This is a genomic window from Microbacterium sp. AC215 (assembly GCF_979258645.1).
Window position 1 is genome coordinate 3150806 of the sequence record NZ_OZ409869.1, and the last position, 25516, is coordinate 3176321.

General features: G+C 69.2%; 28 protein-coding genes. 6 read left to right on the plus strand and 22 right to left on the minus strand.

Translation table 11 applies throughout. The annotated features are described in order from the left end of the window. Positions 1-3: 3 nt before the first annotated feature. The 7 genes from ACZZZF_RS15280 to ACZZZF_RS15310 form a co-directional block, all read right to left on the minus strand. Entirely contained in the window at positions 4-561 is a 558-nt protein-coding gene (locus tag ACZZZF_RS15280; protein ID WP_320490495.1) for a hypothetical protein, read from the minus strand. Next, positions 558-1259, minus strand: a complete 702-nt coding sequence (locus ACZZZF_RS15285; RefSeq protein ID WP_053097617.1) for a hypothetical protein — start codon at positions 1257-1259, stop codon at positions 558-560. The genes ACZZZF_RS15280 and ACZZZF_RS15285 overlap by 4 nt, the downstream gene beginning before the upstream one ends. Before the next feature lie 37 nt (positions 1260-1296). Then, on the minus strand, positions 1297-2079 hold the full coding sequence (locus ACZZZF_RS15290; RefSeq protein WP_442922969.1) for an endo alpha-1,4 polygalactosaminidase: 783 nt from the start codon (positions 2077-2079) through the stop codon (positions 1297-1299). A gap of 32 nt (positions 2080-2111) precedes the next feature. Next, complete coding sequence (locus tag ACZZZF_RS15295) at positions 2112-2807, minus strand: DUF899 family protein (protein WP_072591748.1); 696 nt, start codon at positions 2805-2807, stop codon at positions 2112-2114. Between the two features lie 61 nt (positions 2808-2868). Further along, the gene (locus tag ACZZZF_RS15300; RefSeq protein ID WP_053097614.1) at positions 2869-4275 is read right to left on the minus strand and encodes an MFS transporter; all 1407 of its coding nucleotides are present in this window, start codon (positions 4273-4275) and stop codon (positions 2869-2871) included. Between the two features lie 38 nt (positions 4276-4313). Continuing rightward, complete coding sequence (locus ACZZZF_RS15305; RefSeq protein ID WP_463499394.1) at positions 4314-5384, minus strand: carboxylate-amine ligase; 1071 nt, start codon at positions 5382-5384, stop codon at positions 4314-4316. Between the two features lie 10 nt (positions 5385-5394). Beyond that, positions 5395-5661, minus strand: coding sequence for a DUF7218 family protein (locus ACZZZF_RS15310; protein ID WP_056279581.1), 267 nt, complete (start codon positions 5659-5661; stop codon positions 5395-5397). 123 nt (positions 5662-5784) lie between these two features. Between ACZZZF_RS15310 and ACZZZF_RS15315 the strand changes: the two genes are divergently transcribed. Then, complete coding sequence (locus tag ACZZZF_RS15315; RefSeq protein WP_167347464.1) at positions 5785-5949, plus strand: hypothetical protein; 165 nt, start codon at positions 5785-5787, stop codon at positions 5947-5949. A 48-nt stretch (positions 5950-5997) separates the two neighbouring features. Here ACZZZF_RS15315 and ACZZZF_RS15320 read toward each other — a convergent pair whose 3' ends face one another. Continuing rightward, positions 5998-6204, minus strand: coding sequence for a CsbD family protein (locus ACZZZF_RS15320; RefSeq protein ID WP_053097611.1), 207 nt, complete (start codon positions 6202-6204; stop codon positions 5998-6000). Positions 6205-6371: 167 nt separating this feature from the next. Then, entirely contained in the window at positions 6372-6632 is a 261-nt protein-coding gene (locus ACZZZF_RS15325; RefSeq protein WP_232224473.1) for a hypothetical protein, read from the minus strand. Here ACZZZF_RS15325 and ACZZZF_RS15330 point away from each other — a divergent pair. Further along, on the plus strand, positions 6631-6810 hold the full coding sequence (locus tag ACZZZF_RS15330) for a hypothetical protein (RefSeq protein ID WP_261987848.1): 180 nt from the start codon (positions 6631-6633) through the stop codon (positions 6808-6810). The genes ACZZZF_RS15325 and ACZZZF_RS15330 overlap by 2 nt on opposite strands. A 24-nt stretch (positions 6811-6834) precedes the next feature. Here ACZZZF_RS15330 and ACZZZF_RS15335 read toward each other — a convergent pair whose 3' ends face one another. Then, a complete protein-coding gene (locus ACZZZF_RS15335) occupies positions 6835-7182 on the minus strand; it encodes a hypothetical protein (RefSeq protein WP_072592350.1) in 348 nt (115 codons plus the stop codon). A 311-nt stretch (positions 7183-7493) separates the two neighbouring features. Between ACZZZF_RS15335 and ACZZZF_RS15340 the strand changes: the two genes are divergently transcribed. Further along, a complete protein-coding gene (locus ACZZZF_RS15340) occupies positions 7494-7979 on the plus strand; it encodes an FBP domain-containing protein (RefSeq protein ID WP_463499397.1) in 486 nt (161 codons plus the stop codon). A 4-nt stretch (positions 7980-7983) separates the two neighbouring features. On the opposite strand, the gene ACZZZF_RS15345 is transcribed toward ACZZZF_RS15340, so the two are convergent. From ACZZZF_RS15345 to ACZZZF_RS15360, 4 genes are read right to left on the minus strand one after another with little or no spacing between them, the layout of a single operon-like run. Next, positions 7984-10284, minus strand: coding sequence for a beta-xylosidase/alpha-l-arabinosidase (locus ACZZZF_RS15345; protein WP_463499958.1), 2301 nt, complete (start codon positions 10282-10284; stop codon positions 7984-7986). A 58-nt stretch (positions 10285-10342) separates the two neighbouring features. Beyond that, positions 10343-11233, minus strand: a complete 891-nt coding sequence (locus tag ACZZZF_RS15350; RefSeq protein WP_295103432.1) for a carbohydrate ABC transporter permease — start codon at positions 11231-11233, stop codon at positions 10343-10345. Further along, a complete protein-coding gene (locus ACZZZF_RS15355; protein WP_463499398.1) occupies positions 11230-12261 on the minus strand; it encodes a carbohydrate ABC transporter permease in 1032 nt (343 codons plus the stop codon). The genes ACZZZF_RS15350 and ACZZZF_RS15355 overlap by 4 nt, the downstream gene beginning before the upstream one ends. Continuing rightward, complete coding sequence (locus tag ACZZZF_RS15360; RefSeq protein ID WP_187250262.1) at positions 12242-13537, minus strand: ABC transporter substrate-binding protein; 1296 nt, start codon at positions 13535-13537, stop codon at positions 12242-12244. The genes ACZZZF_RS15355 and ACZZZF_RS15360 overlap by 20 nt, the downstream gene beginning before the upstream one ends. A gap of 163 nt (positions 13538-13700) precedes the next feature. Here ACZZZF_RS15360 and ACZZZF_RS15365 point away from each other — a divergent pair, with 163 nt between their 5' ends. Further along, positions 13701-14699 (plus strand): LacI family DNA-binding transcriptional regulator, encoded by a 999-nt coding sequence (locus ACZZZF_RS15365; protein ID WP_053097606.1) that lies wholly within the window; start codon positions 13701-13703, stop codon positions 14697-14699. On the opposite strand, the gene ACZZZF_RS15370 is transcribed toward ACZZZF_RS15365, so the two are convergent. From ACZZZF_RS15370 to ACZZZF_RS15395, 6 genes are all read right to left on the minus strand, one after another. Further along, a complete protein-coding gene (locus ACZZZF_RS15370) occupies positions 14677-15564 on the minus strand; it encodes a PaaX family transcriptional regulator (protein ID WP_463499400.1) in 888 nt (295 codons plus the stop codon). The two genes, ACZZZF_RS15365 and ACZZZF_RS15370, sit on opposite strands and share 23 nt — an antisense overlap. Beyond that, a complete protein-coding gene (locus ACZZZF_RS15375) occupies positions 15554-16819 on the minus strand; it encodes a kynureninase (RefSeq protein WP_463499403.1) in 1266 nt (421 codons plus the stop codon). The genes ACZZZF_RS15370 and ACZZZF_RS15375 overlap by 11 nt, the downstream gene beginning before the upstream one ends. Position 16820: 1 nt before the next feature. Beyond that, a complete protein-coding gene (locus tag ACZZZF_RS15380) occupies positions 16821-17879 on the minus strand; it encodes an amidohydrolase family protein (protein WP_463499405.1) in 1059 nt (352 codons plus the stop codon). Continuing rightward, on the minus strand, positions 17879-18733 hold the full coding sequence (locus ACZZZF_RS15385; RefSeq protein WP_463499408.1) for a tryptophan 2,3-dioxygenase: 855 nt from the start codon (positions 18731-18733) through the stop codon (positions 17879-17881). The genes ACZZZF_RS15380 and ACZZZF_RS15385 overlap by 1 nt, the downstream gene beginning before the upstream one ends. A 99-nt stretch (positions 18734-18832) precedes the next feature. Further along, positions 18833-20548: an amidase gene (locus ACZZZF_RS15390; RefSeq protein WP_463499411.1), complete on the minus strand. Its 1716-nt coding sequence runs from the start codon at positions 20546-20548 to the stop codon at positions 18833-18835. Beyond that, the gene (locus tag ACZZZF_RS15395; RefSeq protein WP_463499413.1) at positions 20545-21585 is read right to left on the minus strand and encodes an agmatine deiminase family protein; all 1041 of its coding nucleotides are present in this window, start codon (positions 21583-21585) and stop codon (positions 20545-20547) included. The genes ACZZZF_RS15390 and ACZZZF_RS15395 overlap by 4 nt, the downstream gene beginning before the upstream one ends. A gap of 91 nt (positions 21586-21676) precedes the next feature. Here ACZZZF_RS15395 and ACZZZF_RS15400 point away from each other — a divergent pair, with 91 nt between their 5' ends. Together ACZZZF_RS15400 and ACZZZF_RS15405 are read left to right on the plus strand one after the other, a co-directional pair. Then, positions 21677-22375: a TetR/AcrR family transcriptional regulator gene (locus tag ACZZZF_RS15400; RefSeq protein ID WP_463499416.1), complete on the plus strand. Its 699-nt coding sequence runs from the start codon at positions 21677-21679 to the stop codon at positions 22373-22375. Positions 22376-22384: 9 nt separating this feature from the next. Continuing rightward, positions 22385-23758 (plus strand): pyridoxal phosphate-dependent decarboxylase family protein, encoded by a 1374-nt coding sequence (locus ACZZZF_RS15405; protein ID WP_053097599.1) that lies wholly within the window; start codon positions 22385-22387, stop codon positions 23756-23758. Positions 23759-23799: 41 nt separating this feature from the next. Here the strand turns inward: ACZZZF_RS15405 and ACZZZF_RS15410 are convergent, their stop codons facing one another. Continuing rightward, positions 23800-24855 (minus strand): alpha/beta hydrolase, encoded by a 1056-nt coding sequence (locus ACZZZF_RS15410; RefSeq protein WP_463499417.1) that lies wholly within the window; start codon positions 24853-24855, stop codon positions 23800-23802. A 108-nt stretch (positions 24856-24963) separates the two neighbouring features. Further along, on the minus strand, positions 24964-25488 hold the full coding sequence (locus ACZZZF_RS15415) for a TetR/AcrR family transcriptional regulator (protein ID WP_463499419.1): 525 nt from the start codon (positions 25486-25488) through the stop codon (positions 24964-24966). Between the last annotated feature and the right edge of the window lie 28 nt (positions 25489-25516).

The following is a 25516-nucleotide window of genomic DNA, read 5'->3' on the forward strand; positions in this document are numbered from 1 at the left end:
AGCTCATGGGATCCGCAGTTCGGGGTCATCGAGCTCGAGACTCGGCGTGCGAGGAAGGTCGTCCAGTTCGAACGGGATGGCGATCACGTCGTCGAGCTCGGCGGTGAAGTACGAGGAGATGAGACGCAGGTCCGCCTGCCCCGATGTCAGATCCGGTGGCAGCTCGAAGGCCAGCGTCCCGACCGTGTCGATGCCGAGTCGCAGCGGGGTCGACGTCAGCGTCGCGTCGGGTCGCTCGCTGGCCTGGAACACGCGATCGTCGATCGTCAGCGTCGCGAGCTGGATGGCGGCATCCACCTCCGTGCGGGGCGCCGAGGCGATCACCGTCACGACGAGCCAGTTCCCCTCCGCGCTCCAGTCGCCACCGGACACCGCCACCTGGTCCGCGAACGTCGCGTCCGTCGCTGCCGCGATCAGAGTGCGGGATTCGACGGGGTCGCCGAAGGCGCCACGCACGACGGTCGGACCGATGACGTCGTCATCGGTCGGGGTGACGGCGGTCAGCGCGCCGGCCGCGACCACCAGCGCAGCGCCGACCAGCCAGGGGGTCGCGCGTCTCATCGTGTCTCCTGGGCGGTGACCGAGATGCGTGCGCTGAGGGCGGCAGGGCGCCACGTGACCGCTCGTGAGGAGAGGATCACCGCTCCACGCTGGATCTGCACCTCGTGCACGTCGAGCGCGACAGAACCGTCGAGGAACGCGTCCTCGGGTATGGTCCAGGCGAAGGTCACCTGGCTGGGGACGCCCGGCTGCAGGATGACCTGGCCGGATGACCCGTCCGCTCGCCAGACCGCCACCGAGTCACTCGCGGGGACGCCTGCGAGGTCGAGAAGCGGACGGCCGGTGTTGACGAACCCGGTGCTTATGCGGTCGACGGTGGTGCCGACTCCGATCGGAGCATCCGAGAGATTCTCCATGCGCGTGCTCATCACGAGCAACTTCTCGCCGGGCTCCGCCTCGAGATACTCCGACTCGACCTCGGTGGCGAACTCGGCGTCGAGCACGGTGATCGCGTACTGCGAGGTGCGCACTTCCTCATCCGCGCCGAGCAGCGTCGGCGAAGCCTCTGCACGGGCGAACCCGCCCATCGCCGCGACGACGATGGCCACGGCGGCGACCGCGACTGCGGCGAACCAGATCCATCGGGGCAGCTCGGCGATCCCGCGCGTCCACCGGGAGGCAGCGTGCCGCACGACCTGCGCGGGCGCCGGGCGCGAGGCCGCAGGCGTGGCGCCACCGTGATCCCCCGTCATGCTCACGGGGCCAGCATATCGATGTGCATTGCTGAGGCGACGGTCAGCGATCGCAGGTCTCGAACACGTACCCGTCGTCCGACGGCGTGACGAGGTCGCGGTCTCGCAGCACCATCGACGAGGGGGCGTCGTCGTCGGCGCACATCTCGTCGAACGACCGCGGCAGCTCGTCGGAGTACTCGATGTCGATCACGGCGTCTCCGTAGACGTCGGTGAACGCCCCGCACTCGTCGAAGACGCTGCACTCCTCGACGACGGCGAAGTCGAATCCCGCGCGCTCGCGCAGCACCGGTGCGTCTTCGGCGGCGTTCTTCTGCCCGGCCGCGAGTCCGGAGTCGTGGGCGACGTCGACCAGCAGCGCCGCGAGGGCGAGGTTGTCGTCGAGAGTGAGCGCGTCGTCCGAGCGGGTGTACGAGTCGAGGTTGTCGAACTCGACCGCGTCGAATCCCGACTCGGCGCACCCCTCGATCCACGGTCCGGCGATCTCGGCGATGCGCTCGCGGCGCTCGTCCGTCGACGTGTCGAGCAGAGCCTCATCGGGCCAATCGGGGTCGAACACCGGCTCGCCGTCGCTCTGCAGCACGAGGTCGTCGGGCCAGGTGTCGAGCTCGCCCGGCTGGGTCTGGAATCCGTTCACATAGCAGACCGAGTACAGCCCGTCGGCGGGCACATCCGAGCGGTCCCGGCCGACGATGCCGACTCCGTCGGCGGGGTCGTAGCCGCCGCCGAGCTGATAGTCGGGGGTCGCTCCCGCGGGGGGAAGGGCGAACTGCGCCGGAGGGTCGGAGATGGTCGTGACGCACCCTGTGAGCGTGAGGACCAGCACGGCGATGGCGGCGACCTCGACCGTGGCGCGCCTCAGCTGCCGGCCCCGTACAGTGCGGCGATCTCTTTCGAACCCATCCCTTGAGAATACGTCTCATGCTGGGGCCAGCCGGCGGGGGAGTCCTCCCACTCCTCCTGTCGGCCGAAGGGCAGCAGATCGACGAGACCCTGCAGCTGGCTCATGCGCTCGGTGCCACGGCCGTTCGTGTGCCACGTGCGATAGACCGTGTCGCCGTCGCGGAGCAGCACGTTCACGCCGAAGCCCTCGTTCGGCCCGGCGTCCATGTCGGCACCGAAGGTGCTGTCGGCGCTCGAATACCAGGTCATGCGGTTGCCCACCCTGTCGCGGTAGGCCAGTGCCTCATCGATCGGTCCGTTCGTCACGATCACGAAGCGGGCGTCGTAGTAGCGCTCGAGGAAGTCGAGGCGGGTGAACTGCGACGTGAAGCCGGTGCAGCCGGGGCATTGCCACTCATTGCCGTCGGTCCACATGTGGTTGTAGACGATGAGCTGGCGGTGCTCGCCGAAGATCTCGGGCAGCCGCACCGGCCCGTCTTCGCCGACGAGCGTGTAGTCGGGCAGCTCGACCATCGGCAGTCGTCGTCGTTGTGCCGCGATCGCATCGAGTTCTCGCGTCGCCGCCTTCTCACGCACGCGCAGTGCGTCGAGCTCGCGACGCCACGTGTCGACGTCGACGACGGGCGGAAGGGGCGTCTGGGGCGTGCTCACGGTGGACCTCCGGGTGCTCGGTAGGACGATGCCCCCAGTGTGCGCCCGACCACCGACATCGTCAACCGATCGGCGAGGGTGCCCCGTCGACGGCCGGAGCCTCGGCCTCCTCGGCCGGATTGCGGCGGATGCCGATCCACGACACCACACCGCCGAGCACGAGCAGCGCGGCGGTGACCCAGGCCGCGTTGTGGAAGCCCGCGAGATCGAGCGTGCCGCCGATGATGGTCGACAGCATCGCGACGACGAGCAGCCCGGCGACGCGGGAGACCGCGTTGTTGACCGCGGAGGCGATGCCCGAGCGGGATTCGTCGATGGCGCCGAGGATCGCCGAGGTGAGCGGAGCCACGGTGAGCGAGAGCCCGAGGCCGAGCACGATCATCGCCGGCAATACCTGCCACCAGTAGTCGAAGTCCTCGCGGACGAGCAGCAGCATCAGCGCGCCGACCGCCATGATGAGCGGACCGACGGTCATGAAGATGCGGGGCCCGAAACGACCGGCCCAGGATCCGGCGCGCGAGCTGACGAGGATCATCAGGATCGTCATCGGCAGGCTCGCGAGGCCGGCCGCCGTGGCACTGAGACCTGCGCCCTGCTGCAGGTAGACGCCGACGACGAAGCCGTTGAGCGACAGTGCGGCGTAGACGAAGAGGGTGGCGAGGTTGCCCCAGGCGAAGTCGCGCACCCGGAACAGCGACAGCGGCATCAGCGGGGAGGCCGAGCGCTGCTGGCGCACCAGGAACCAGGCGAACAGCGCCGCTCCGGCGATGCCGGGCATCCAGATCGCGGGGGACTGCCACCCGAGGTTCGGCTGCTCGATCAGCGCGAAGACCACAGCGCCCAGACCGATCGCGCACAGCGCCCCGCTGAGCCAGTCGACCCGCACACCGCTGGGGTGCTCCTTCAGCTTCAGGCGCGAGAGCAGCACGAGCGTGACGGCGATCGGCACCACGTTGATGAGGAAGACGAATCTCCACGAGAGGAAGTCGACGAAGAGCCCGCCCAGCAGGGGGCCGACCAGCTGTGCCGCCGTCGTGAACGCGGTCCAGACGCCGATCGCCCGCGACTGCACGTCGGCGCGCATCGTCGCCGTGATCAGCGCGAGCGAGCTGGGCACGAGCAGTGCGCCCGCGGCGCCCTGCGCCGCGCGCGCGATGATCAGGATGAGGGGATCGGGTGCGGCGGCCACCGCGACCGATGCCACGCCGAAGGCGATCAGGCCGATGCGCATGACGAGCACCCGGCCGTAGGCGTCCGACAGCGACCCCGCGAGCAGGATCAGCGCGCTGAGAGTGATGAGGTATGCGTCGACCACCCACTGCTGAGTGGTGATGCCGCCGCCGAGCTCTCGGCTGATGGCGGGCAGAGCGACGGTCACCACGGTGCCGTCGAGGAAGGTCACGAAGGACGCGAGGACGGCGACGGATATCACGAGCCGCTGCAGCGGCGCGAAGCGAGAGGATGCCACACGGCGACACTACTGCCGCCGGGAGACCTCCGGGGCGGTCAGCGGGTCGCGGTGCTCGTCCGATACAGCTCGCGGAGTCCGGCGGCGCCGTCATCCGCGTAGGCGCGGTGCTGGCGCTGGGCGCCGGTGCCCTCGGATCGGAGGCGGGCGAGGCCGTCGACCACGAAATCGTCGTCGCCGAGCTGGGCGAGCGCCGGGCGCAGCCGTTCGAGCAGCCGGTCGGCGATCGTCCAGGCCGGTTCGATCGATCCGTCCACCGGGTCGACGAGGCGAGCATCCGTGCCGTATCTGGCCGCGGTCCACAGCGAGGCGTCGATCGCGTCGAGGCTCAGACCGTGACAGTCGTCGAGGGCGTCGCTCACCAGCAGCGCGCGAGTCAGGGCCACGGCGAGCAGAGTGTCGTCGACCGTCAGCTGCGCATCGAAGACGCGCACCTCGACGGTGGGGAACCTCTCGGACAGGCGGACGGTCCATGACAGCGAGCTGGCTTCGGCGATGGCCCCCATCGAGACCAGCTGATCGACGTGCGAGCGGTAGTCGCTCAGATCGTGGAAGAGAGGAGGACTCCACGAGGCAGGAAGTCGACGGATCAGGATGCTGCGCCAACTCGCGTAGCCCGAATCCCGCCCGTGCGCGAACGGCGCATTGCCGGTGATGGCGAGCAACGGAGGCAACCAGGCCCGCACGCGGTTGACCACGCGGACGCGCTCCTCCTCGTCCGGCACCTCGACGTGGATGTGCAGCCCGTTGACCTCGTGCTCACGCGTGATCTCGACGAGCTGGGCGGACACGGCGTCGTAATGGGGCGACGACGAGACCACGAGGCGGTTGGGCGAGACGAAGGGGGTGCCGGAGGCGGCCACGATCGATCCCTGCTCCGCAGCGACCTCGCCGAGAATCCCTCTCGTGCGACGCAGCTGCCCCTCGGCATCCGCTCGCGTGACGCACGGCTCGGTCGCCGACTCGAGCTGGCAGGTCAGATACTCAGGAGTGAGACCGGCGCCCGCCGCGTCGAGGATGCGCTCGCGCGTCTCGGGACTCATGGCCGACGGCACAAGTGTCTGCTCGTCGAGGAGGACGAACTCCTCCTCGACACCGAACCGGGCCACAGACGCGGACCTAATGATCGCGCAGCGCCGAGATGAGCTCGGCCTTGCGCTTGCCGCTGTAACCGGTGAGGCCGATCTCCTTGGCGCGTGTGCGCAGTTCGTCGACGGTCCAGTCCTCGTAGTCGCCGTGCTCGCCGCCTCGGCGCCCGACCGTGCTGCGGCCGTCTCTGGCTGCGGCGTTCGAGATCCTGGCGGCCTTCTCCTTCGAGGCGCCGTCATCGCGGAGCTCTTCGTACAGCTCCGGATCCTTCAGTGAGTTGTTCCTGCGTCCTGGCATGTCGTCTGCTCCTCTCGCACGGCGGGAAGCCCCGCGTCAAGGCCCTCCGGTGACAGGCCCCGGGGGTCTAGGTTGAGTGACCGATGGGCGCACTCCCCCGCGCCCCCAAGAAGGGAAAGACCGATGAACATCCTGCTGATCATCATCATCGTGGTCGCCATCATCCTGGCGATCACCGGCGGGCTCGTGCAGTCCCTGCAGTTCCTCCTGTGGGTCGGCCTGGTGCTGCTGGCCATCGCGGTCATCGCCTGGTTGATCCGAGCGATCTCCGGCAGCCGCACCCGCTGATCCACGCAGTGAGGCCCGCTTCGGCGGGCCTCACTCCGTCTTCAGGGATCAGTCCCGGGAAGCGTCCCGCAGGCCGTCGCCGACGTTGTGTGCGGCGTCCTTGACGTTCTCTCCGGCCTGCTTGACCGAAGCCTTCGTCTGGTCGGCGCGACCCTCGGCTTCGAGGCTCTCGTTGTCGGTCGCCTTTCCGACGCCCTCCTTGATCTTTCCGCCGGCCTTCTCGGCTGCGTTCTTGATGTCGTCTGCTCCACTCATGGCGCGATTCCTTTCATCAGTCGATCAATGGATGTCCACCGTCGCACGGACCGAGAATCCTGCACACGGGATTGACAACCGCGGTCGGGCGTGACAGCGCCACCTCCCCGTCGACGTGGACGTCGGCGACGACTAGCCTGGCCCCAGGCGGGTGGTCCTGCCCGCTCTCACCTCGGCTGCGGTCGACGAAGGAAGCGGTAGAACATGGACTCGATGATGATGGGCGCCATGCGCTCGAACATGATGTCGATGCCCGACATGGCGACCATGGACATGTCGGTCATGCAGGCCTGCATGGACGCGTGCTCGGCCTGCGAGCAGGCGTGCACGGTGTGCTCGACGCAGATGATGGACTGCTCACCGGCATGCATGAACTGCGCGGACATGTGCAACACCATGATGCGGTCGATGATGCGGATGCAGGGCATGACCCCTGCGTCGATGATGGCGATGCTCGACGCCTGCATCGCGATGTGTCAGACGTGCATGGACGAGTGCATGGCGCACGCCGACCACAGCGAGGTGTGCAAGATGTGCGCTCAGACCTGCAAGGACTGCATGGACGCGTGCATGGCCGTCAAGGACATGATGATGGCGGCCGCCTGAGCGGCAGCGAGTCGCACGGCGCCCTCAGGAGAGCGCGACGTTGAACTGCGTGCGACCGACGGCCAGCACGCCGTAGCGCACGTGCAGCGCGATCGGCGTGCCCGCAGGAGCCTCGAGCGCTGCGCCGCCGCTGTTCCACAGTGCGTGAGTCGCCCCGTCGAGGGTGCGCACGGTCAGTTCGCCGGTCGCCGCGTCGGCGTGCTCGACGATCGCGTCGGCCCACTCGGTCGGGGTCGCCGATGCGATGCGCGCCTGGATCAGGTGCAGCGCGTGACCCGCCTCGAACGAGGAGCACGCGAAGCCGTGGCGGCACATGCACGCAGAACGCTCACGCACCGAGAGGGGCGAAAGGCGGTTCAGCGGCGTGGACACGGTGGTCTCCTTCATGAGCGGACGTTCCGGCAAGAGTAGGTCGGCCGTGGCAGCGAGGAAACCCGAGCCGACATGCTCCGAAACAAACGGGCGTAGACTCTCGGGGTGCTGTTGTCGAAGAGCGCTCTCCGGATTCCGGATCGAGCGCGGAATGGAGCCGTGGGCGCGTTCAGCGCCACGGACAGAGGCTGACGATCGGCCGGAGGCGGAACATCCCGTCCCCGGAACCACGTCGTACCCGGCATCCGTGCGGATGCCGTCCTCCATTCCTCTTCCGCCGCCCTCTGCGGCCCACACGAAAGCACCGACCCATGCGTCCCATCGACGAGCGCACCCTGCGCGCCTCCTTCATCAACGCCTCCCGCAAGGAGGTCTCCGATCTCACCCTGCCCGCCGGCTTCGCCGACCTCGACGTCGAGAAGCTCGACTACCTCGGCTGGGTCGACCCCAAGCTCCCTCGACGTTCGTATGTCGTCGCCTGGGTCGATGACGTCCTCATCGGCGTGATCCTGCAGCGCGCCGAGCAGCGCGTCACGGCCAGAGCCCAGTGTTCCTGGTGCGAGGACGTCACCCTGCGCAACGACGTGCAGCTGTACGTCGCCCGCAAGGCGGGTCCGGCCGGCCGCAAGGGCGACAGCATCGGCACTCTCGTCTGCGCGGAGTTCGGATGCTCGCAGAACGTGCGCGTGCTGCCGCCGCTCGCGTACGAGGGCTACGACCGCGAGCTCGCCCGCGAGATGCGCATCCTGAAGCTCCAGGAGCACGTGAGCGCGTTCATCGCGGGTGTGAAGGGCTGACGCCTCACACGATCTCGAGCCGGGCGACCGTCTGCTCCTCGTCACAGGCGCCGCCGACCCACAGGCGTACGGCTCCTGCTTCGACCCGCTTGACGCCGTCGAGCCCGGTGAAGGCCAGCCGGTCGATGGGCACGTCGAACTCGACGATCTGCTCGGCGCCGGGCGCGAGCGCGACCCGCCGGAAGTCCAGCAGCTGGGCGACCGGACGGGTCACGCTCGCGACCTCGTCGTGCGCGTAGAGCTGCACGACGTCCGTCGCGGCGATCTCGCCGGTGTTGCGCACGCGCACCGTCGCCCGGAAGTTCTCCCCCGAGGTGACCGATGCGGGTGCGGTGAGCTGATCGTGGGCGAAGGTCGTGTAGCTGAGACCGAAGCCGAAGGGCCGCACGGGCGTCGAGTCGGCGCTCGTGACATCCGTGAGTCCGCCCAGCACGGGGTGCAGATACGAGTACGGCTGCGCTCCCGCCGAACGCGGCAGCGATACCGGCAGCCGACCCGACGGAGCGACGCGACCGCTCAGCAGCCGCGCGATCGCGGGGCCGCCCTCCTCGCCGGGGAAGAACGTCTGCAGCACAGCCGCGGGGATGCCCGCGGCTGCCTCGTTCGCCACGGCCGAGCCGTCGACCGCTCCGAGGCCGGTCATGGTCCCGGCGGCGCCCGCACGGGTCGGCAGCGCCCAGTCGAGGACGTACGGACGTCCGGTCATCGCGATGAGGATCACAGGAGTGCCGGTCGCGACGACGGCCTCGACCAGCTCGCGCTGGACGCCGGGGAGCTCGAGGTCCTCGACGTCGTTGCCCTCGCCCACGGTGCCTCGTCCGAAGAGGCCGGCGCGATCGCCCACCACGACGACGGCGACGTCGGCAGCGGAGGCGGCGTCGACCGCGGCGGGGATGCCGGAGCGATCGGAGCCCTCGACATCGCATCCGATCGCCGAGACGATCTCGGCGGCGGGGAACTCGTCGCGCAGCGAGCCGGCGACCGTCGGCAGATCTATGCCTGTGGGGGTGTCGGGGTGATGCGCGAGCACATGGTTGACGAACGAGTAACACCCCATCAGCGCTTCGGCGCTGTCGGCGTTCGGCCCGATCACGGCGATCCTGGCGGTGGTCGAGGGCGCGAGCGGCAGGGATCCGTCGTTGCTCAGCAGCACGATCGACTCCTCGGCGAGACGGCGCGCGAGCGCACGGTGCTCTGCCGGATCCAGGTCGATCGCGGTCGGAGGGGTGTCGAAGTCGGCATCCAGCAGCCCGAGCTCCTCCTTCTGCGCGAGCACCCGGCCCACGGCCCTGTCGAGGATCTCGACCGGGAGCCGACCGTCCCGCACCTGATCGGCGAGCGTGACGAAGGCGTCGGGCGAGGGCAGCTCGACATCGATTCCCGCTGTGAGCGCGAGCCTGGCGGCGTCCGCTGAGTCCGCGGCTGCGCGGTGCATGCTGTAGAGGAAGTCGACCGCGAAGTAGTCCGACACGACCACTCCGTCGAACCCCCAGCGATCGCGCAGGATGCCGGTCAGGTAGTGCGCGTCTGCCGTGACGGGAACGCCGTCGATGTCGACGTAGGAGTTCATCACGCTGCGGGCGCCGCCCTCGTGGATCGCCATCTCGAACGGCGGGAGCAGCACGTCCTCGATCTCTCGCTGGCCTGCGCTCACGGGCGCGTGATTGCGTCCGGCCTTCGAAGCGGAGTATCCGATGAAGTGCTTCAGGGTCGCGTGCACGCCCTCGGACTGGAGGCCGCGGACATACGCCGTGCCCACCCGGCCGACGACCAGCGGGTCCTCGGCGATGCACTCGTCGACCCGGCCCCAGCGCGGGTCGCGGATGACGTCGAGCACGGGAGCGAGGCCCTGATGGATCCCGAGTGCGCGCATCGATGATCCGACCGCTCGGCCCACCTCCTCGACGAGCTCGGGGTCGAACGCGGCGCCCCAGGCGAGCGGCGTCGGGAAGGTCGCTGCCTTCCAGGCGGCGAGACCGGTCAGGCACTCCTCATGCACGATGGCGGGGATGCCGAGTCTGGTCTGCTCCTTCAGGCGGCGCTGCTCGGCCCACAGCCACTCGGCGCGTTCCACAGGGTCGACCGGACGCGTGCCGTACACCCGGGTGAGGTGACCGATCCCGTGCTCCGAGGCGTCCTCGTAGCGGGTCGAGCTCTTCTTCTCGCCCGACATCGGCGCGACGACCTCGACGCCCTGGTCCACCCAGAAGCCGACGAGCTGCGCCTGCTTCTCCTCGAGGGTCATCCGCGCGAGGAGCTCCTCGACGCGGGGCGAGCGCGGCGCGGCGCCTGCGTACTGCGACATCTTGTTCTCTCTCTCGTTCTCGTTCTCGTCGACGTGCGGGGTCGCGACGGCGACCGTGTCAGCCCTTGACAGCACCGGTCAGCCCTCCCACGATCCGCCGTTCGAACAGGCTGAAGAAGATCAGCGCAGGGATCATCGACAGGGAGGTGAATGCCAGCACTTTCGCGGTGTCGACCGAGTACTGCGAGGCGAACGACTGCACGCCGAGCGGCAAGGTGAACGCCGAGGCGTCGTTGAGGATGAACAGCGGCAGCAGATAGCCGTTCCAGCTGCCGATGAACGCCAGGATGCCGGTCGTGATCACTCCCGGCAGGGAGAGCGGCAGCACCATCCGCCAGAAGAACCCGATGCGGCTGCATCCGTCGATGAACGCGGCCTCCTCGATCTCATCGGGGATCGCCCGGAGGAACGGCACGAGGATGATGATGGTCGTCGGCAGGGCGAAGGCGATCTGCGGCAGGATCACTCCGCCGAGCGAGTTCATCAGCCCGAGACTGCGCACCACGATGTACAGCGGCGTGATCGCCACGGTCAGCGGGAACATCAGGCCCGCGGCGAAGAAGGCGTAGAGCACGCCGCGACCGGCGAACCGGTATCGAGCGAGCACGTATGCCGCCATCAGCGCGAGAGCGACGGTGCCCACGGTGGTCGCGAGGGCGACGATCGTCGAGTTGCCCACGAGCCGCCAGAACACGTCGCCGGTGAGGACGTCGAGGTAGTTCGACACCACCCAGGGAGACGGGAACCCCGACGGGTCGGTCGTGATCTGCGCGTTCGTGCGGAACCCGCCGGTGATGATGTATGCGATGGGCGCGAGCATCAGTCCGACGGCGATCAGCGCGACGAAGTACACGGTCGGATGCGCCCACGGGAGCTTCGGCTTGGCGGTTCGACCCGGGCGTCCGAGACGTGCGGGTCGCTGGGTGACGAGCACCGAGGTGGCGGTCATCGGACGTACTCCTTCTGTGTGGTGGCGTCTGCACCGGAGTCGGCGTCTGCGTCTGCGACGGCATCCTGCGGGACGGCATCCTGCGACGCGCGCGACCGGGAGCCGCGCTTGCGACCCGAGGCACCCGTGAGGGCGCCGTCGGTGTCCTTGCGCAGCACCGCACGCTGATAGATGAGAGCGACCACGAGCGAGATGAGGAACAGGACGACCGCGACCGCGTTGCCGTAGCCGTAGTTGCCGGCGTTGCGGCCTTCGGAGACCATGTAGGTCGCCATGGTCGACGTACCGGCGGTGGAAGCGATGTACTGGCCCCAGATGATGTAGACGAGGTCGAACAGCTGCAGTGAGCCGATGATCGACAGGAACGCCCAGATGCGCAGAGTCGGCGCCAGGAGCGGCAGAGTGATGCGCCACTGGATCTGCCAGTAGGACGCGCCGTCGATCGCCGCCGCCTCGTGCAGCTCCTCCGGGATGCCCTGGAGGCCTGCGAGGAACAGGATGACCGCGAAGCCGATGTACTTCCACGTGATGATGGCCATCAGCGTCCAGATCGCGAAGCCAGGATCCGACAGCCAGTCGGTGGCGAGGAACCCGAGGCCCATGTTCGTCAGCATCGCGTTGATCGCGCCGTTGGTCTGCAGCATCAGGCTCCACCCCGTGCCCACGACGACCTCGGAGATCACGTACGGGACGAAGATCAGCACGCGGATCAGCGACTGGCCGCGCATCTTGCGGTTGAGCAGCAGCGCCAGCACGATGGCGATCGGGCCCTGGAGCACGAGGGAGAACACCAGGATGAACCCGTTGTGCGCGAGCGCGTCGTGGAACAGCGGATCCTGGAGGATCGTGAGGTAGTTCTTCAGCCCGACGAAGTCGGTGGGAGGGCCGTAGCCCTGCCAGCTGAAGAACCCGTAGTACGCCGCCATCAGCACCGGGAAGATGACGAAGGCGAGGAACACGAGCAGGGCGGGCCCGGCCAGAAGGATCACTTCCAGCCGGGCACGCATGTCACGCTTTCGCTGCGGCATCCTGCACAGCCTTGACGAGGTCTTCCGCGCTGCTGTTGCCGGCGAGCAGGTCGACCACGGCGACGTTCAGCGCGTTGCCCACGTTCTGGCCGTAGACGGTGTCGAGCCACTGCGTCGCGTAGGGGGCAGCGTTGTACGCCTCGAGGATCGTCTGCAGGTAGGGCTCGGTGACGGCCTCCTGAGCGACCGTGTTGACGGGCGGGGCGTTGAACGCCTTGTAGTACGCGGTCTGCACGTCCGAGGTGCCGATGTAGTTCAGGAAGTCGACGCAGGCGTCCGGTGCATCCACCGAGCACGAGTAGCCGTCGACGCCACCCATCATGGAGCCGGGTTCGCCGTCTCCGCCCTCGACCTCGGGGAACGGGAACCAGCTGAGGTCGGCCAGCGGCTTCTGATCAGGGGTGAGCGAGCCGATCACGCCGGGGTTCCAGGCGCCCATGAGCTCCATGGCGGCCTGGTGGTTCGCGATGAGGCCGGCCGAGCTGCCCGCGCCCTGCTGTGCGGGAGTCGTCAGGAATCCGGAGTTGAAGGGCTCGGTCTCGGCGAACGCCTGCAGGTCCTCGCCGGCACGCACCCAGCAGTCGTCGCTGAAGTCCATCTCGTCCGCCGCGGCGGCGAGGGTGTCCGAGCTGCATTCGCGCAGCGCCAGCCAGTAGTACCAGTGCGCGGCGGGCCAGGCGTCCTTGGCGCCGAGTGCGATCGGGTCGATCCCCTCCGCCTTCAGCGCCTCGGTGGCGACCTCGAGCTCCTCGAGGGTCGTCGGGTTCTCGGTGATGCCGGCCTGGTCGAAGAGGTCCTGGCTGTAGAAGAGGCCGCCGGGCAGTACGGCGACGGGCATGGCGTAGATCTTGCCGTCAAGGCTGTTCGCCGAGTACGACGCATCGGGGATCTCGTCGGCGGCCGGGCCGTCGATGGCGTCGGTGAGATCCTTGAGCTGGCCGGCCTTGACCATCGCCGCCATCTTGCCGCCACCACGCTGCAGGAAGATGTCGGGGGCGTCGCCCGAGTTGAGGGCGGTCTGCAGCTTGCCGTCGAGATCCTCGTTCTGGATCGACTGGATGTCGATCGTCACGCCCGGGTTGTCCTTCTCGAAATCCGCGACGGTCTGTTCCCAGAACTCCACTCCGGGGCCCGTCGTCGAGTTGTGCCACAGGGTCATGCTGGTGTCGCCGCCGTCTCCGGAGCCGGACGAGTCCGCGGTGCAGCCCGAGAGCGCGAGCGCTCCGACGGCCAGGACCGTGACTGCGGAGGCGAGGGGGAGCCTTCTGCTGTTCATGTGATCGTTCTCCTCATCGAGTTGCGCGCCGCGTCACTGCGGGGCGCCTGCGGACACTCTGGTGAGACCGCAGTGGCATGAGTCTCCGGCGGACGCGCTCGATCGTCAAACGTTTTCGAAAACAGTTTCCATCGCGATCGACGGGAGACTACGCTGGCGTCTCATGGGGGCACGCACGACGATCCATGACGTCGCGAAAGCGGCGGGAGTGTCTGTGTCGACCGTCTCGAAGGCGGTGAACGGCCGGTACGGGATCGCGGATGCCACGGTGCAGCGCGTACTCGACGCGGTGAAGGAGCTCGGCTACGAGTCGAGCCTCGTGGCGAGCAGCATGCGCGCGCGGCGCACCGGTGTGATCGGCGTGCTGCTGGCGGACTTCGAACCCTTCAGCGCCGAGATCCTGAAGGGCGTCGGCTCGGCCGTGCACGACACCTCCTTCGATCTGCTCGCATACAGCGGCTCCCACCTCGGCGCGGGCGACGGATGGGAACGCCGATCCCTGAGCAGGCTCTCCGGCACGCTGATCGACGCCGCGATCATGGTCACGCCCACGGTCGTCAGCGCCGGCACCGAGATCCCCGTCGTCGCGATCGACCCGCACACGGGCCGGGCCGACCTGCCCACGGTCGAGTCGGACAGCTTCGGAGGCGCGCTCGTCGCGACCAGACACCTCATCGAACTGGGCCACCGCCGCATCGGCTTCCTCGCCGGTCGCCCCGACCTGCGCTCGGCCGGGCTGCGCGACGCCGGGTATCGCAGGGCACTGTCGGACGCGGGGATCCCCCTCGATCCGTCCCTCATCGGTGTTGGTCGCTACGAGCTCGACGCGACCAGGGAATCCGCCCGCATCATGCTGAGCGGCGACTCGCGTCCCACGGCGATCTTCGCCGCCAACGACCTCTCCGCGATCGCGGTCATCGATGTCGCCCACGAGCTCGGTCTGCGGGTGCCCGACGATCTGTCGGTGATCGGATTCGACGACGTGCCGGAGGCCACCAGAAGGGCGCTGCCGCTCACGACCATCCAGCAGCCGATGCGGCGACTCGGCGCGGTCGCGGCTGACATGGTGTTCACGCTGCTCGCGGGGCAGGAGGTCGACGAGATGCACGTGATCCTGCCGACGCGGCTGGTGGTGCGGGCTACGACCGCCCCGCCGCGGTGAGCTCGGCGCCGGTCGCGGAGCTTCCGGCCGCGGAGTGTCGCGTGACGTCGCGCACACGCCGCCACGCGGCATCCGACAGCTCTGCCGACAGCCTCTGGAACTCGGCGACGCTGCGCCGACCGGGCCACTCGGCCGGCAGCATCGACGGCGGCAGCCCCGGATCGACGTAGGGCAGCACTCGCCAGCGGTCGAGCAGCTGCACATACGCGGCGAACGGCGCGGTGGGCAGCGTCGCGAGCGAGGCCTGGAACGCGAGGTGCTCGGCGCGCAGCGACTCGAGGTCCCACCAGTCGGCGGCGGCCTCGGGCAGTGTGCGGGCCGTCGTCGGCGTGCCGGCCTGGAACAGGGTCACCCACTCGCTCGCTTCGAGGTCGTCGACGATCTCCTGCACCTCGCCCTGCAGATGCCCCGGACAGATCCACAGCGCGGGCGAGACGACACCCGCCCCGATCCACTGCAGGCGACGGCGAAGCTGGTGCCGGGTGGCTCGCGCGCTCTCGGGCATCGAGAACGAGATGAGGCACCAGCTGTCGGCATCCGTCATCTCGCGCATCTCGAAGATGCGCCGATCGCCGCGCTCGAGCATCGTCGCGGCATCCGGATTCAGCAGATACCCGGCCGCGTGCCTGCGCTCGGCGAGCAGCAGCCCCTTCTGCTTGAGACGGGTGACGCCGGTGCGCGCCTGCGCCGTGGGGATCCCGAGATCGCCGGCGAGGGCGACCAGGTCGGCCGTCGAGATCCAGCCGCCGAGAGGTCGCAGATACAGCCCGACCAGAGTGCGCAAGAGGGAGGCGGTGCTGCCGGGGCGCGCATCGATGTCATCGAGCACGGGGCCTGTGGTCGCCTCTGCGCGGTCAGCGGTCATGCGACTCCAGCGCGTCGCGCACGGCGAGGACGCCGGTGAGCGTCTCGACATACGACGTGCTGAGAGGGGAGAGCCCCAGACGGATGCCGTCGGGGAAGCGGAAGTCGGGGATGATGCCGTCGGCCCACAGCCGCTGCGTCACCGCGCGGAAGTCGGGGTGGCCGATGGTCACGTGGCTTCCGCGCCGTACGGCGTCGCGGGTGCTGAGCAGGCGCACGCCGAGAGGCGCGAGCACCTCGTCGTGGGCGCGGACCGCGAAATCGGTGAGCGAGAGCGACTTCTCACGGATCGCCTCGACCGACGCCTGCTCGATGAGGTCGAGCATGCCCTGCATCGCGAGCATCGAGGTGATCGGGGGAGTGCCGCTGAGCAGCTGACGGATGTCGCCGGCCGGCTCGTACTGCGGACCCATCGCGAAGATGTCGGCGGCGCTCCACCACCCCTGGATCGGCTGGCGCAGCACGCCCTGATGCTCGCGCCGCAGGTAGGCGAACGCGGGGGAGCCGGGGCCGCCGTTGAGGTACTTGTAGGTGCACCCGACGGCCATGTCGACGCCCCAGTCGTCGAGCTGCATGGGGATCACGCCGGCCGAGTGGCACAGATCCCACATCATCAGCGCGCCGACCTTGTGCACCGCGGTGGTGATCGCCGGCATGTCGGCGAGGGCGCCGGAGCGGTAGTCGACGTGGCTCAGCGACACGAGCGCCGTCTTCGCAGAGATCGCAGCGACCACATCGGCCATCTGCACCCCGAGCACCGGATCGGGCTCGATCCACCGCACCGTCATGCCGGTCTCGGCGGCGACGCCCTCGGCCATGAACCGGTCGGTCGGGAAGTTGCCCGCCTCGATGACGAGCTCGGTGCGCGAGGGGTCGGCGGTGGCGGCCGCGCGCATCAGCTTGTAGATCAGCACGCTGGTCGAGTCGGCGACCACGGTCTGACCCGCGGCGGCGCCGAGGGTGACACGTCCGATGCGATCGCCGAGCTCCATCGGAAGGGCCATCCACTGCTCGTCCCATGAGCGGATCAGGCGGGTGCCCCAGTCGTCGCGCACGAATGCCTCGAGCTTCTCGGGGGTGTCCTTCAGGGGCCGGCCGAGCGAGTTGCCGTCGAGGTAGGCGCCGACGCCGGGCGCTTCGGCGAAGGCGGAGAGGTGCGAGTGCAGCGGATCGGCCGCGTCGAGAGCCTGCGCGAGGTCGAGGAGGGTGCTGTCGGCGGTCGGAGCGGCGGTCGTGGTCTCGGGTGAGTCGGTCATGTCATGCCTTCAGATCGGCGCTGGTCAGCGGGCGGGCGAGTGTCGGGTCGGCGTCGGTGCCGGGGAGTCTCAGGAGCAGAGCGGCGGGATCGAGCGGGTCCTGTGGCGCGAGAGCGCGCAGGAGGTCATCGCCCGCGATGCCTGCCTCGCGGAGCGCTGCGAGCTCGGCGGGGTTCAGGCCCACGGGCGTCGGACCGTTGCCCATGTCGGTGCCGTAGAGCACCATTCCGCCGGCGGCGTGGAAGCGGCGGACGTTGTCGACCGCGGTGGCTCGCTCGTCGCTGTCCGCATCGTGGATCGCGAGCGTCGAGATCCACGAGACGGATGCCGCCTGTCGGGCGATCTCGTCGTCGGCGAGCCGTTCGGTGAACGGTGCATGGGCGAGGCGGGCGGCCCCGAGGCGAGCGGCGCGCTGCGCCTGGCCCGGTCCCTCGGCATGGGCGACCACGGACAGCCTGCGGGCCGAGGCGGCGTCGACGATCGTGCGGAACAGGTCGTCGTCGAAGACGGGGCCTGCGGTGGCGTTGCTCGCCACCTTGATGCAGGATGCTCCGGCATCCGCCATCGCGGTGACGGCCGCGCGCGCCGTCTCTGCGTTCGCGATCTCGCGGAAGGATCCTGTGGGGGCCCAGTCGCGGTCACTCGGGTACCCGCCGACGGGAGTGAGGAATGCGCCGGCGAAGTCGACCTGGACACGGTGCGGGGCGTCGGTTCGCCGGAACTCCCGAATCCCCGGGTCGGATCGGCGGACATCCGCAGAATCCGGGATGGTGTGGCGCAGATCTCCGGAGTCGTCGGGCGACGATGCCCGGGACAGCGATTCGATGACGGCCGGGTCCGCGCCGAGGTCGACCACGCGGCCCAGGGTCGAGCTCGCGAGCAGCGTGTGGTCGACGAGCTGAAGGTGCACGTGGTGGTCGGTGAAGCCGCCGATGACCACGCCGTCCAGACGGGGCAGATCGCGGGCGGGAGGCTCGGCGCGGAGTCGCATCCGCTCGCCGTCGCGGTCGATGATGCCGTCGCGCCATCCTTCGCCGTCGAAGAAGGTCGCCGCGTGCATCAGCCGCCGATCTCTGTGCGCACGGTGTAGAGCTCGGGGAAGAACGTCAGGTCGAGGGCGCGCTGCAGGAATCCGACTCCGCTCGAGCCGCCGGTGCCGACCTTCATGCCGATCGTGCGCGCGACGGTCTTGAGGTGACGGAAGCGCCAGAACTGGAAGTTGTCCTCGAGGTCGACGAGGTCTTCGCACGCTTCATACAGATCCCAGTGCTGCTGGTGGTTCTGGTAGATCTCGCGGATGGCCGGCACGAGTGCGGGCGTCTCGCGGTAGGGGAGACGCACGTCCCGGTCGAGGATCTCGGTCGGGATCGGGAGGCCGCGTCGCGAGGCGTAGCGCAGGAACTCGTCATAGAGCGTCGGCTTGTGCCATTCGGCGGTGAGCAGCGCGAGGTTCGCGGGGTGGTCGCTGAAGACGCTCAGCATCTTCTCGTTCTTGTTGCCCAGCGCGAACTCGACGGCGCGGTACTGCACCGACTGGAAGCCGGAGGAATTGCCGAGCGCTCCGCGGAACTGCGCGTACTCGGTGGGCGTGAGCGTCGCGAGGATCGCCCACTGCTGGGTCATGACGTCCTGGATGCGCTTGACCCGCGCGACCCTCTTCAGCGCCTCACGGAGGTTGTCGCTCGCGAGCAGCTGGCGTGCGGACGACAGCTCGTGCAGCAGCTGCTTGAGCCAGAGCTCGGTCGTCTGGTGCTGGATGATGAACAGCAGCTCATCATGGTGCTCCGGGACGCTGACGGGATTCTGGGCGGTGAGCAGCTGGTCGAGCGACAGATACGACCCGTACGTCATGCGCCCGGACAGATCGGTGACGATGCCGGCCTCGAGCTCGCGCTCGTTGTTCTCGGTGCTCATGGGTTGCTTCCTGTCGTGACGGACAGGAAGAACATATAACAATCGTGGCGAGCGTCACAATAGTGAAATGTCGCGCGGTGGGATCGGCTTCCGCCGAGGTCAGAGGCGCGGCGTGCGCAGCGGGGGAGTACGCCGCTCGCCGGGTGCGCCGACGGCTTCGAACCCGGCCGCGAGTCGCAGCAGCGACGAGTCGTCGTAGGCGCGGCCGGCGAGCGTCAGGCCGATCGGCATGCCGATGTCGGCCATCAGACCCATCGGCACCGTCACGGTCGGAATGCCGAGATGACGGATGGTCAGGTTGCCGTTCGCGATCCAGGTGCCGTTGCGCCAGCCGAGGTCGGCGGATGACTCGTTCACATCCATGTCAGCCGGCCCGACGTCGGCCACCGCGGGGAAGACGACCGCGTCGAGCTCGAGCTCGTCCATCCACTGCTCGAGGTCGACCCGGCGGGTCTCCTCGAGTCCGCGGAGGCCGTCAGGCAGCTCGGGCATGTCCTCGAATCCGACGCCGGGGTTCTCGCGCACCCATTCCGGGTACTCGGCGATGTCGTCGTCGAAGCCGGTGTAGCGGTCGGGCAGCGCACCCTCAGGGTGGGGGAAGATCGATGCCCCGTCGACCTCCGCGAGAGTGTGCAGCCGCGGGTCGCCGTTCGCCTGCAGGAAATCCTCCCAGGCCCAGGCCGACAGGTCGACGATCTCGCGGTGCAGGTACTCCGGCGTGACGAGCCCGCGGGTGGCGATGGTCGGGGCGCCGGGTCGATCGCCCTCGTAGTTCGACACCACCGGGAAGTCCACGTCGACGACCGTCGCGCCGGCCGCCTCGAGGCTCCGTCGGGCCGCCTGCCACCGGTCGATCACGGACGGACGCGTCGCGATGCGCCGGCCGGTCGGGCCGCCGATGCCCGCATCGTCGGCGGTGCCCGCGTCGGAGTCGGCGTTGATGTACATGCGCGGGATTCCGATGCGAGCGCCGTCGAGAGCTGCCGCCGCATCGGTGGAGAGCGCGCGGTACGACGCGGGGCGGACCTCGGAGGACTGCGGCAGTGACACCCACGGCTGTGCGCGCCAGAAATCGCCGCGGACCTCGGTGTCGTCGGCGACGATCACATCGAGCACCTCGAGAAGATCGGCCATGGTGCGGGTGTGCGGCACGACGACATCCATCGTCGGCACGAGCGGCCAGTTGCCCCGCGTCGAGATGACGCCTCGTGAGGGCGTGTAGGCGCACAGGGCGTTGTTCGTGGCCGGGCCGCGACCGCTCGACCAGGTCTCCTCGCCCAGACCGAACGCGCCGAAGCTGGCAGCCGTCGCCGTGCCCGAGCCGTTCGACGACCCGGAGGCGAAGGGCGCGGTGAGGAAGTCGGCGTTGTAGGGGCTCTCGGCGCGGCCGTAGACGCCGCGCTGCATGCCGCCGTTCGCCATCGGCGGCATGTTGGTCAGCCCGAGGCAGATCGCGCCTCCCGACCGCAGACGCTCGATCGTGAACGCGTCGCGCTGCGCGACGAGGTCGGCGAAGGCGGGGCTGCCGGCGGCCGCCGTGAGCCCTCGCACGAGATAACTGTCTTTCGCCGTGTACGGGATGCCGTCGAGCGGCCCCCGCGTCTCGCCACGGGCACGTCTCGCGTCCGATGCCTCGGCCTCCGTGCGCGCCTCGGGATTCGCGACGACGATCGCGTTCAGAGCCGTGTCCGTATCGAGGCCGTCGTAGGCGGCGATGCGCGCGAGGTAGGCGTCGACCAGTTCGACGGAGGTGGCAGCGCCCGTCTCCAGCGCTCGCCGCAGGTCGGCGATCGAGGCCTCGACCACGTCGATCATGCGGACACCCCCACACTCGGCTGCTGCTGGGTGATGCAGTGGATGCCGCCGCCGCGGTCGAACAGCGGGCGCGCGTCGACGGTGACGACCCGGCGGCCGGGATAGACGTCGGCGAGGATGGCCCTCGCGGCGGCATCGGCCTTCTTGTCGCCGAACCCGCACGCGACGACGCCGTCGTTGGTGACCAGATGGTTGACGTAGCTCCAGTCCACGAACCCCTCGCCGTCGCGCAGGGTCGCGGGCGCGGGCAGGTCGACGATCTCGAAGCGGCGACCGGCGGCATCGGTCTGATCGCCGAGGTGCGCGCGCAGCTCGCGGGTGACCTCGTGGTCGGGGTGCGCGGGATCCTGCTGATCGTGCAGCAGCAGCCGACCGGGGGAGACGATCGTCGCCACGATGTCGACGTGGCCGTTCGTGCCGAAGTCGTCGTAGTCGCGGGTGAGGCCCCGGGGCAGCCATACGGCCTTCGAGGTGCCGAGAGTGCGGGCCATCTCGGCCTCGACGCGGGCCTTGTCGGCGTAGGGGTTGCGGCGCGGGTCGAGCTGCACGGTCTCGGTGAGCAGCACGGTGCCCTCGCCGTCGACGTGGATTCCGCCGCCCTCGTTGACGAGGGTCGAGCTCACGAGCTCGGCGTCGACGGCCCCGGCGATGATGCGCGCGTGCTGCGCCGCCTTCTGCCACTGCGCCCAGGCCGGTGCGCCCCACCCGTTGAAGATCCAGTCCACCGCGCCGAGCACGCCGGGTCGCTCGTCGTCGATGACGAACGTCGGCCCGGAGTCGCGCATCCAGAACTCGTCGACCGGCGCCTCGACGATGTCGATGGCACCGCTGAGCATCCGCCGGGCGCGGGCGATCTCCGCCGGGTCGACGATCATCGTGACCGGCTCGAACTCGGCGACCGCATGGGCGACGGCGGTCCAGGTCTCGTAGCCCTCGTCGCGCTCGGCCGCCGTCTCGCCGAGCGTCGGCCCCTCGGCGGGGAACGCCATCCAGGTGCGGTCGTGCGGTGCGGTCTCGGCGGGCATGTGCCAGGCCATGGTTGTCTCCCTCGCTGCTGATCACGACCTCGGGAACGAGAGTCGCCGTCGCTATTGAACACGCGATCAACGAGTGATACGGTAACCCGTGATGAAGACCACGTCAAGAGCCGCCGCACCGCGCAGGCTGCCGCCGGAGGAGCGCGAACGCTCGATCCTCGACGGCGCCGTATCGCTCGCCTCTGAGAGCGGCCTCGAGGCCCTCACCGTGCGAGCCGTCGCTGCGCGGGTCGGCGTCACACCCGCTCTCGTCGCCCACTACCGGCCCGTGATGGAGTCGTTCGTCGCCGAGGTCTTCACGACGATCGTCGCGGCCGAGCGCGAAGAGGTCATCTCCTCCTACGACCCGACTGTCGACCTGCGCACGAATCTGCTGCGTCTCATCGAGACGCTGCTCGACGACTCGCGCGACGACGTGGCGATGGTGTGGGTGCAGTCGTGGGCGCTCGGAGCCCGCAACGAGGCGCTCGGCACCCGGGTGCGCACCGAGATGGACCTCTGGCACAGCGCCCTCGAAGACCTCATCGCCCGGGCGATCGCCGAAGATCCGGCAGTGCGGGTCGATCCCGATTCGTCGGCGTGGATGCTGCTCGCCATGGTCGACGGGATGAGCGCCCACTCGCTCGTGCACTGGGCGCCGCGCGATCGGGCGGCACTCGCTCGCCGCACCCTCTCCGCCGTGCTCGATGTCCCCGTGACGGACGTTCCGGAGCCCTCCGCTCCGGTGTCGGACGATCTCGAGCCCGGCGCAGCACGACGGGCAGCACAGCCCGCAGAAACCCTCAGGTAAGGACAGCTCATGGGAGCAGAACGCATGCACGCGGCCTCGGCCGAATCGACGGCGATCGTCGATGCAGTGCTCGACTACTCGCGCCGGCGGATGCTCGCGGCCGATGTGCCGCTCGACAAGCCCCAGTCGCCCGCCGAGCTCGACCGTCTGGTCGGCACGACGATCACCGATGCGGGTCTCGGATCGCAGCGGGCGCTCAGCGTGTTCGAGCACATCCTCGCTCCCGCCTGCCTGACGACGAGCCACCCGGCGTATCTGTCGTTCATCCCGACGGCGCCGACCATCGCGTCGATCGCGTTCGACCTCGTGGTCTCGGCATCCGGCCTCTATGGCGGCAGCTGGCTCGAGGGCGCAGGAGCCGTGCATGCCGAGAACGAGGTGCTGTCGTTCCTCGCCTCCGAGTTCGGCCTTCCCGACACCGCGGGTGGGGTGTTCGTGCAGGGCGGCACGATCGGCAACCTGTCGGCACTCGTCGCGGCGCGCGAGGCGGCGAAGGCGAAGCTGCTCGACGCGGGCAAGGAGCTGCCTCGTCGCTGGAAGATCGTGTGCAGCGTCGAGGCGCACTCCTCGAACAAGTCGGCGGCGAAGGTCATGGACGCCGACGTGCTGCTCGTGCCGGCCGGAGACGACGGCGTGCTGAGGGCGGACGCGGTGCGCGACGCACTCGCCGAGCACGGCGACGAGATCTGCGCTGTGGTCGCCACCGGCGGCTCGACCAACTTCGGCATCGTCGACGACATCGCCGGCATCGCCGCGCTGAAGGACGAGTTCGACTTCTGGCTGCACATCGACGGCGCGTATGGGCTGACCGCCATGCTGGCCCCCGAGGCTCGGGGTGTCTTCGCCGGGGTGGAGCGAGCCGACTCGGTGATCGTCGATCCGCACAAGTGGCTGTTCGCGCCCTTCGACTGCTGTGCGCTGATCTACCGCGACCCCGATGCGGGTCGTCGCGCGCACACCCAGCACGCCGAATACCTCGACACGCTCACCGACGCGGGCGACTTCAGCCCGTCGGACTACTCGATCCAGCTCACCCGGCGACCCCGGGGGTTGCCGCTCTGGTTCTCGCTCGCGACGTACGGGGTGACGGCCTATCGCGAGGCCGTGAGCGCGACGCTCGCTCTGACGCAGCGGATCGCCGCCGAGATCGCCGCGCGGCCCGAGCTCCGTCTCGTGCGCGACCCGCAGCTGTCGGTCGTCGTCTTCGAACGCGAGGGCTGGGAACGCGGCGACTACGACCGGTGGTCCGACGAGCTCCTCGACTCGCAGCGTGCGTTCGTCGTGCCGAGCTCGCACGGAGGCCGCCCGAACACCCGCTTCGCGATCCTCAATCCGCTCACCACGTTCGACGACCTCGTCGGCATCCTCGACACGATGAAGTAGGCAGCGGGACACGAAAGACGGTCCACGCCGACCCCGCCCCGTCAGCGGGTGGTGTGCGCGTCCAGGAAGTCGATGGTCTTCTGCAGGGCCGTCTGCGCATCCGGCATGTCGAGATGGAACTGGTACTCGTGGGGCAGCTGCGGCTCGTGCGGCGCAGGCCAGAAGAGGGTCGTCACGTCGACGCCGAGCGCGTCGAGCCGCTGGGCCATGGGGATCGACTGCAGCCAGGTGAGACCGTCGCCGTTGCCGCCCGAGATGTAGGTCGTCGGGAAGTCCTCGGTGACCCAGTCGATCGTCGACATCGTGGCACCGGTCGAGTCCTCGGCCCAGGTCTTGGTGCCTGAGTACGCCCACATCGAGGTCTTCAGCCCCCAGCCGGCGATGCCGTCGAGCGTCGCGAGTGCGGCCAGGTCGTAGACGCCGCAGTTCAGCACGGTCGCCACCACCTGCTCGGCCTCGAGCGCCGGGGTGACGTCCATGATCTCGGCGTAGTCGGGGCTCGTGATGAGCGTCGCCATCTGACTGGCCAGCTGACCTCCGGCGGAGTCGCCCGCGAGCACGATCTGGGTCGGGTCGACGCCCAGCTCGTCGGCGTGCGCGTCGATGTAGGCGAGCGCGTCGTTGAGCTGGTGCACGGCGAGCGGATACACCCCTTCGGGTCCGATGGTGTAGTTCACGGCGATGGTCGTGTAGCCCTCCGCAGCGAGGATCCGCATGTACGGGTCGACGTTCTCCTTCGATCCCGAGATCCAGGCGCCGCCGTGAATCCAGACGACGGTCGGAAGCGGGCCCGTGGCGGATGCCGGTGTGAAGACGTCCATCGTGGTGTCGGCGCCGCCGTCCGCATACGCGAGATCGAGCTTCTCGGTGAGTTCGGTGTCGGGCACGTGCTTGTCCATCTCGGCGGCAGTCTCGTCGCCGCCCTGGGTGAACACCGCGCGGATGACCATCGCGGACGGCCAGGGGGTGAGCGCGCCGATGATCGTCACCACGGCGACGACGATCAGCACGATTCCGACCGCCACCTTCGTGCGATGCCAGGGGCGACGACCCTTCGTCGGGTGGACGGATCCGTCGTCGTGCGCGCTCGCGGTCATGGAAACCCCTCTCCGCGCATCATCTTGGCAGTATTCCGGTTGCTCTTCGGCGCAGCCGCTCGCCGAGCGGTGAGATCGGCAGGCCACCGAGCGGGGTGCTCCGACCTCTCAGGCGGTCAGTCCCGCGAGTATGCGCTCCACCGCGTAGTCGAACGCCTCGTCGACGTCGCCGCCCAGACGGAAGGCTCCGGCGAGTTCCATCTGCAGGAACCCGGTCGCCCAGGAGGTGAAGAGCCGGGCCGCATCGAGCGCCCGATCCGGCCCGACGAGAGCGGCGCATGAGCGCAGCACCGGAACAGACGTCCGGTGCAGGGCGTCTTCGGGCGCGGAGGCGGTGAACAGCAGGCGGAACGCGTGCGGGCGCTCGTGCGCGAAGGTGCGGTAGGCGGAGGCGAGGAGGGGGAGCTCGTCGCCTGCGGCGTCGAGCCTGACCGTCAGCGCGTCGGCCGAGGCCTCCGCCACTGCGGAGAGCAGAGCGTCACGATCGCGGATTCGCTTGTAGAGGGAAGGTGCGCGGACGCCCACCCGCTCGGCGACCGCCTGCATGGTGAGTCCCGCGGGTCCGGCGGACTCGAGGATGTCGCGACCGGCGTCGATGATGGCCGCCAGCGAGGTTCGTTCGGGGGACGGCATCCGGGTCTCCTTCATGGCTATTGACATT

Excerpts from the sequence above, each read along its gene's own strand:
- ACZZZF_RS15280 (WP_320490495.1), bottom strand. The coding sequence starts at position 561 with ATGAGACGCGCGACCCCCTGGCTGGTCGGCGCTGCGCTGGTGGTCGCG.
- ACZZZF_RS15310 (WP_056279581.1), bottom strand. The coding sequence starts at position 5,661 with ATGCCAGGACGCAGGAACAACTCACTGAAGGATCCGGAGCTGTACGAA.
- ACZZZF_RS15315 (WP_167347464.1), top strand. The coding sequence starts at position 5,785 with ATGAACATCCTGCTGATCATCATCATCGTGGTCGCCATCATCCTGGCG.
- ACZZZF_RS15320 (WP_053097611.1), bottom strand. The coding sequence starts at position 6,204 with ATGAGTGGAGCAGACGACATCAAGAACGCAGCCGAGAAGGCCGGCGGA.
- ACZZZF_RS15330 (WP_261987848.1), top strand. The coding sequence starts at position 6,631 with ATGACCCCTGCGTCGATGATGGCGATGCTCGACGCCTGCATCGCGATG.
- ACZZZF_RS15325 (WP_232224473.1), bottom strand. The coding sequence starts at position 6,632 with ATGCCCTGCATCCGCATCATCGACCGCATCATGGTGTTGCACATGTCC.
- ACZZZF_RS15340 (WP_463499397.1), top strand. The coding sequence starts at position 7,494 with ATGCGTCCCATCGACGAGCGCACCCTGCGCGCCTCCTTCATCAACGCC.
- ACZZZF_RS15345 (WP_463499958.1), bottom strand. The coding sequence starts at position 10,284 with ATGTCGCAGTACGCAGGCGCCGCGCCGCGCTCGCCCCGCGTCGAGGAG.
- ACZZZF_RS15350 (WP_295103432.1), bottom strand. The coding sequence starts at position 11,233 with ATGACCGCCACCTCGGTGCTCGTCACCCAGCGACCCGCACGTCTCGGA.
- ACZZZF_RS15355 (WP_463499398.1), bottom strand. The coding sequence starts at position 12,261 with ATGCCGCAGCGAAAGCGTGACATGCGTGCCCGGCTGGAAGTGATCCTT.
- ACZZZF_RS15360 (WP_187250262.1), bottom strand. The coding sequence starts at position 13,537 with ATGAACAGCAGAAGGCTCCCCCTCGCCTCCGCAGTCACGGTCCTGGCC.
- ACZZZF_RS15365 (WP_053097606.1), top strand. The coding sequence starts at position 13,701 with ATGGGGGCACGCACGACGATCCATGACGTCGCGAAAGCGGCGGGAGTG.
- ACZZZF_RS15370 (WP_463499400.1), bottom strand. The coding sequence starts at position 15,564 with ATGACCGCTGACCGCGCAGAGGCGACCACAGGCCCCGTGCTCGATGAC.
- ACZZZF_RS15375 (WP_463499403.1), bottom strand. The coding sequence starts at position 16,819 with ATGACCGACTCACCCGAGACCACGACCGCCGCTCCGACCGCCGACAGC.
- ACZZZF_RS15380 (WP_463499405.1), bottom strand. The coding sequence starts at position 17,879 with ATGCACGCGGCGACCTTCTTCGACGGCGAAGGATGGCGCGACGGCATC.
- ACZZZF_RS15385 (WP_463499408.1), bottom strand. The coding sequence starts at position 18,733 with ATGAGCACCGAGAACAACGAGCGCGAGCTCGAGGCCGGCATCGTCACC.
- ACZZZF_RS15390 (WP_463499411.1), bottom strand. The coding sequence starts at position 20,548 with ATGATCGACGTGGTCGAGGCCTCGATCGCCGACCTGCGGCGAGCGCTG.
- ACZZZF_RS15395 (WP_463499413.1), bottom strand. The coding sequence starts at position 21,585 with ATGGCCTGGCACATGCCCGCCGAGACCGCACCGCACGACCGCACCTGG.
- ACZZZF_RS15400 (WP_463499416.1), top strand. The coding sequence starts at position 21,677 with ATGAAGACCACGTCAAGAGCCGCCGCACCGCGCAGGCTGCCGCCGGAG.
- ACZZZF_RS15405 (WP_053097599.1), top strand. The coding sequence starts at position 22,385 with ATGGGAGCAGAACGCATGCACGCGGCCTCGGCCGAATCGACGGCGATC.
- ACZZZF_RS15410 (WP_463499417.1), bottom strand. The coding sequence starts at position 24,855 with ATGACCGCGAGCGCGCACGACGACGGATCCGTCCACCCGACGAAGGGT.
- ACZZZF_RS15415 (WP_463499419.1), bottom strand. The coding sequence starts at position 25,488 with ATGCCGTCCCCCGAACGAACCTCGCTGGCGGCCATCATCGACGCCGGT.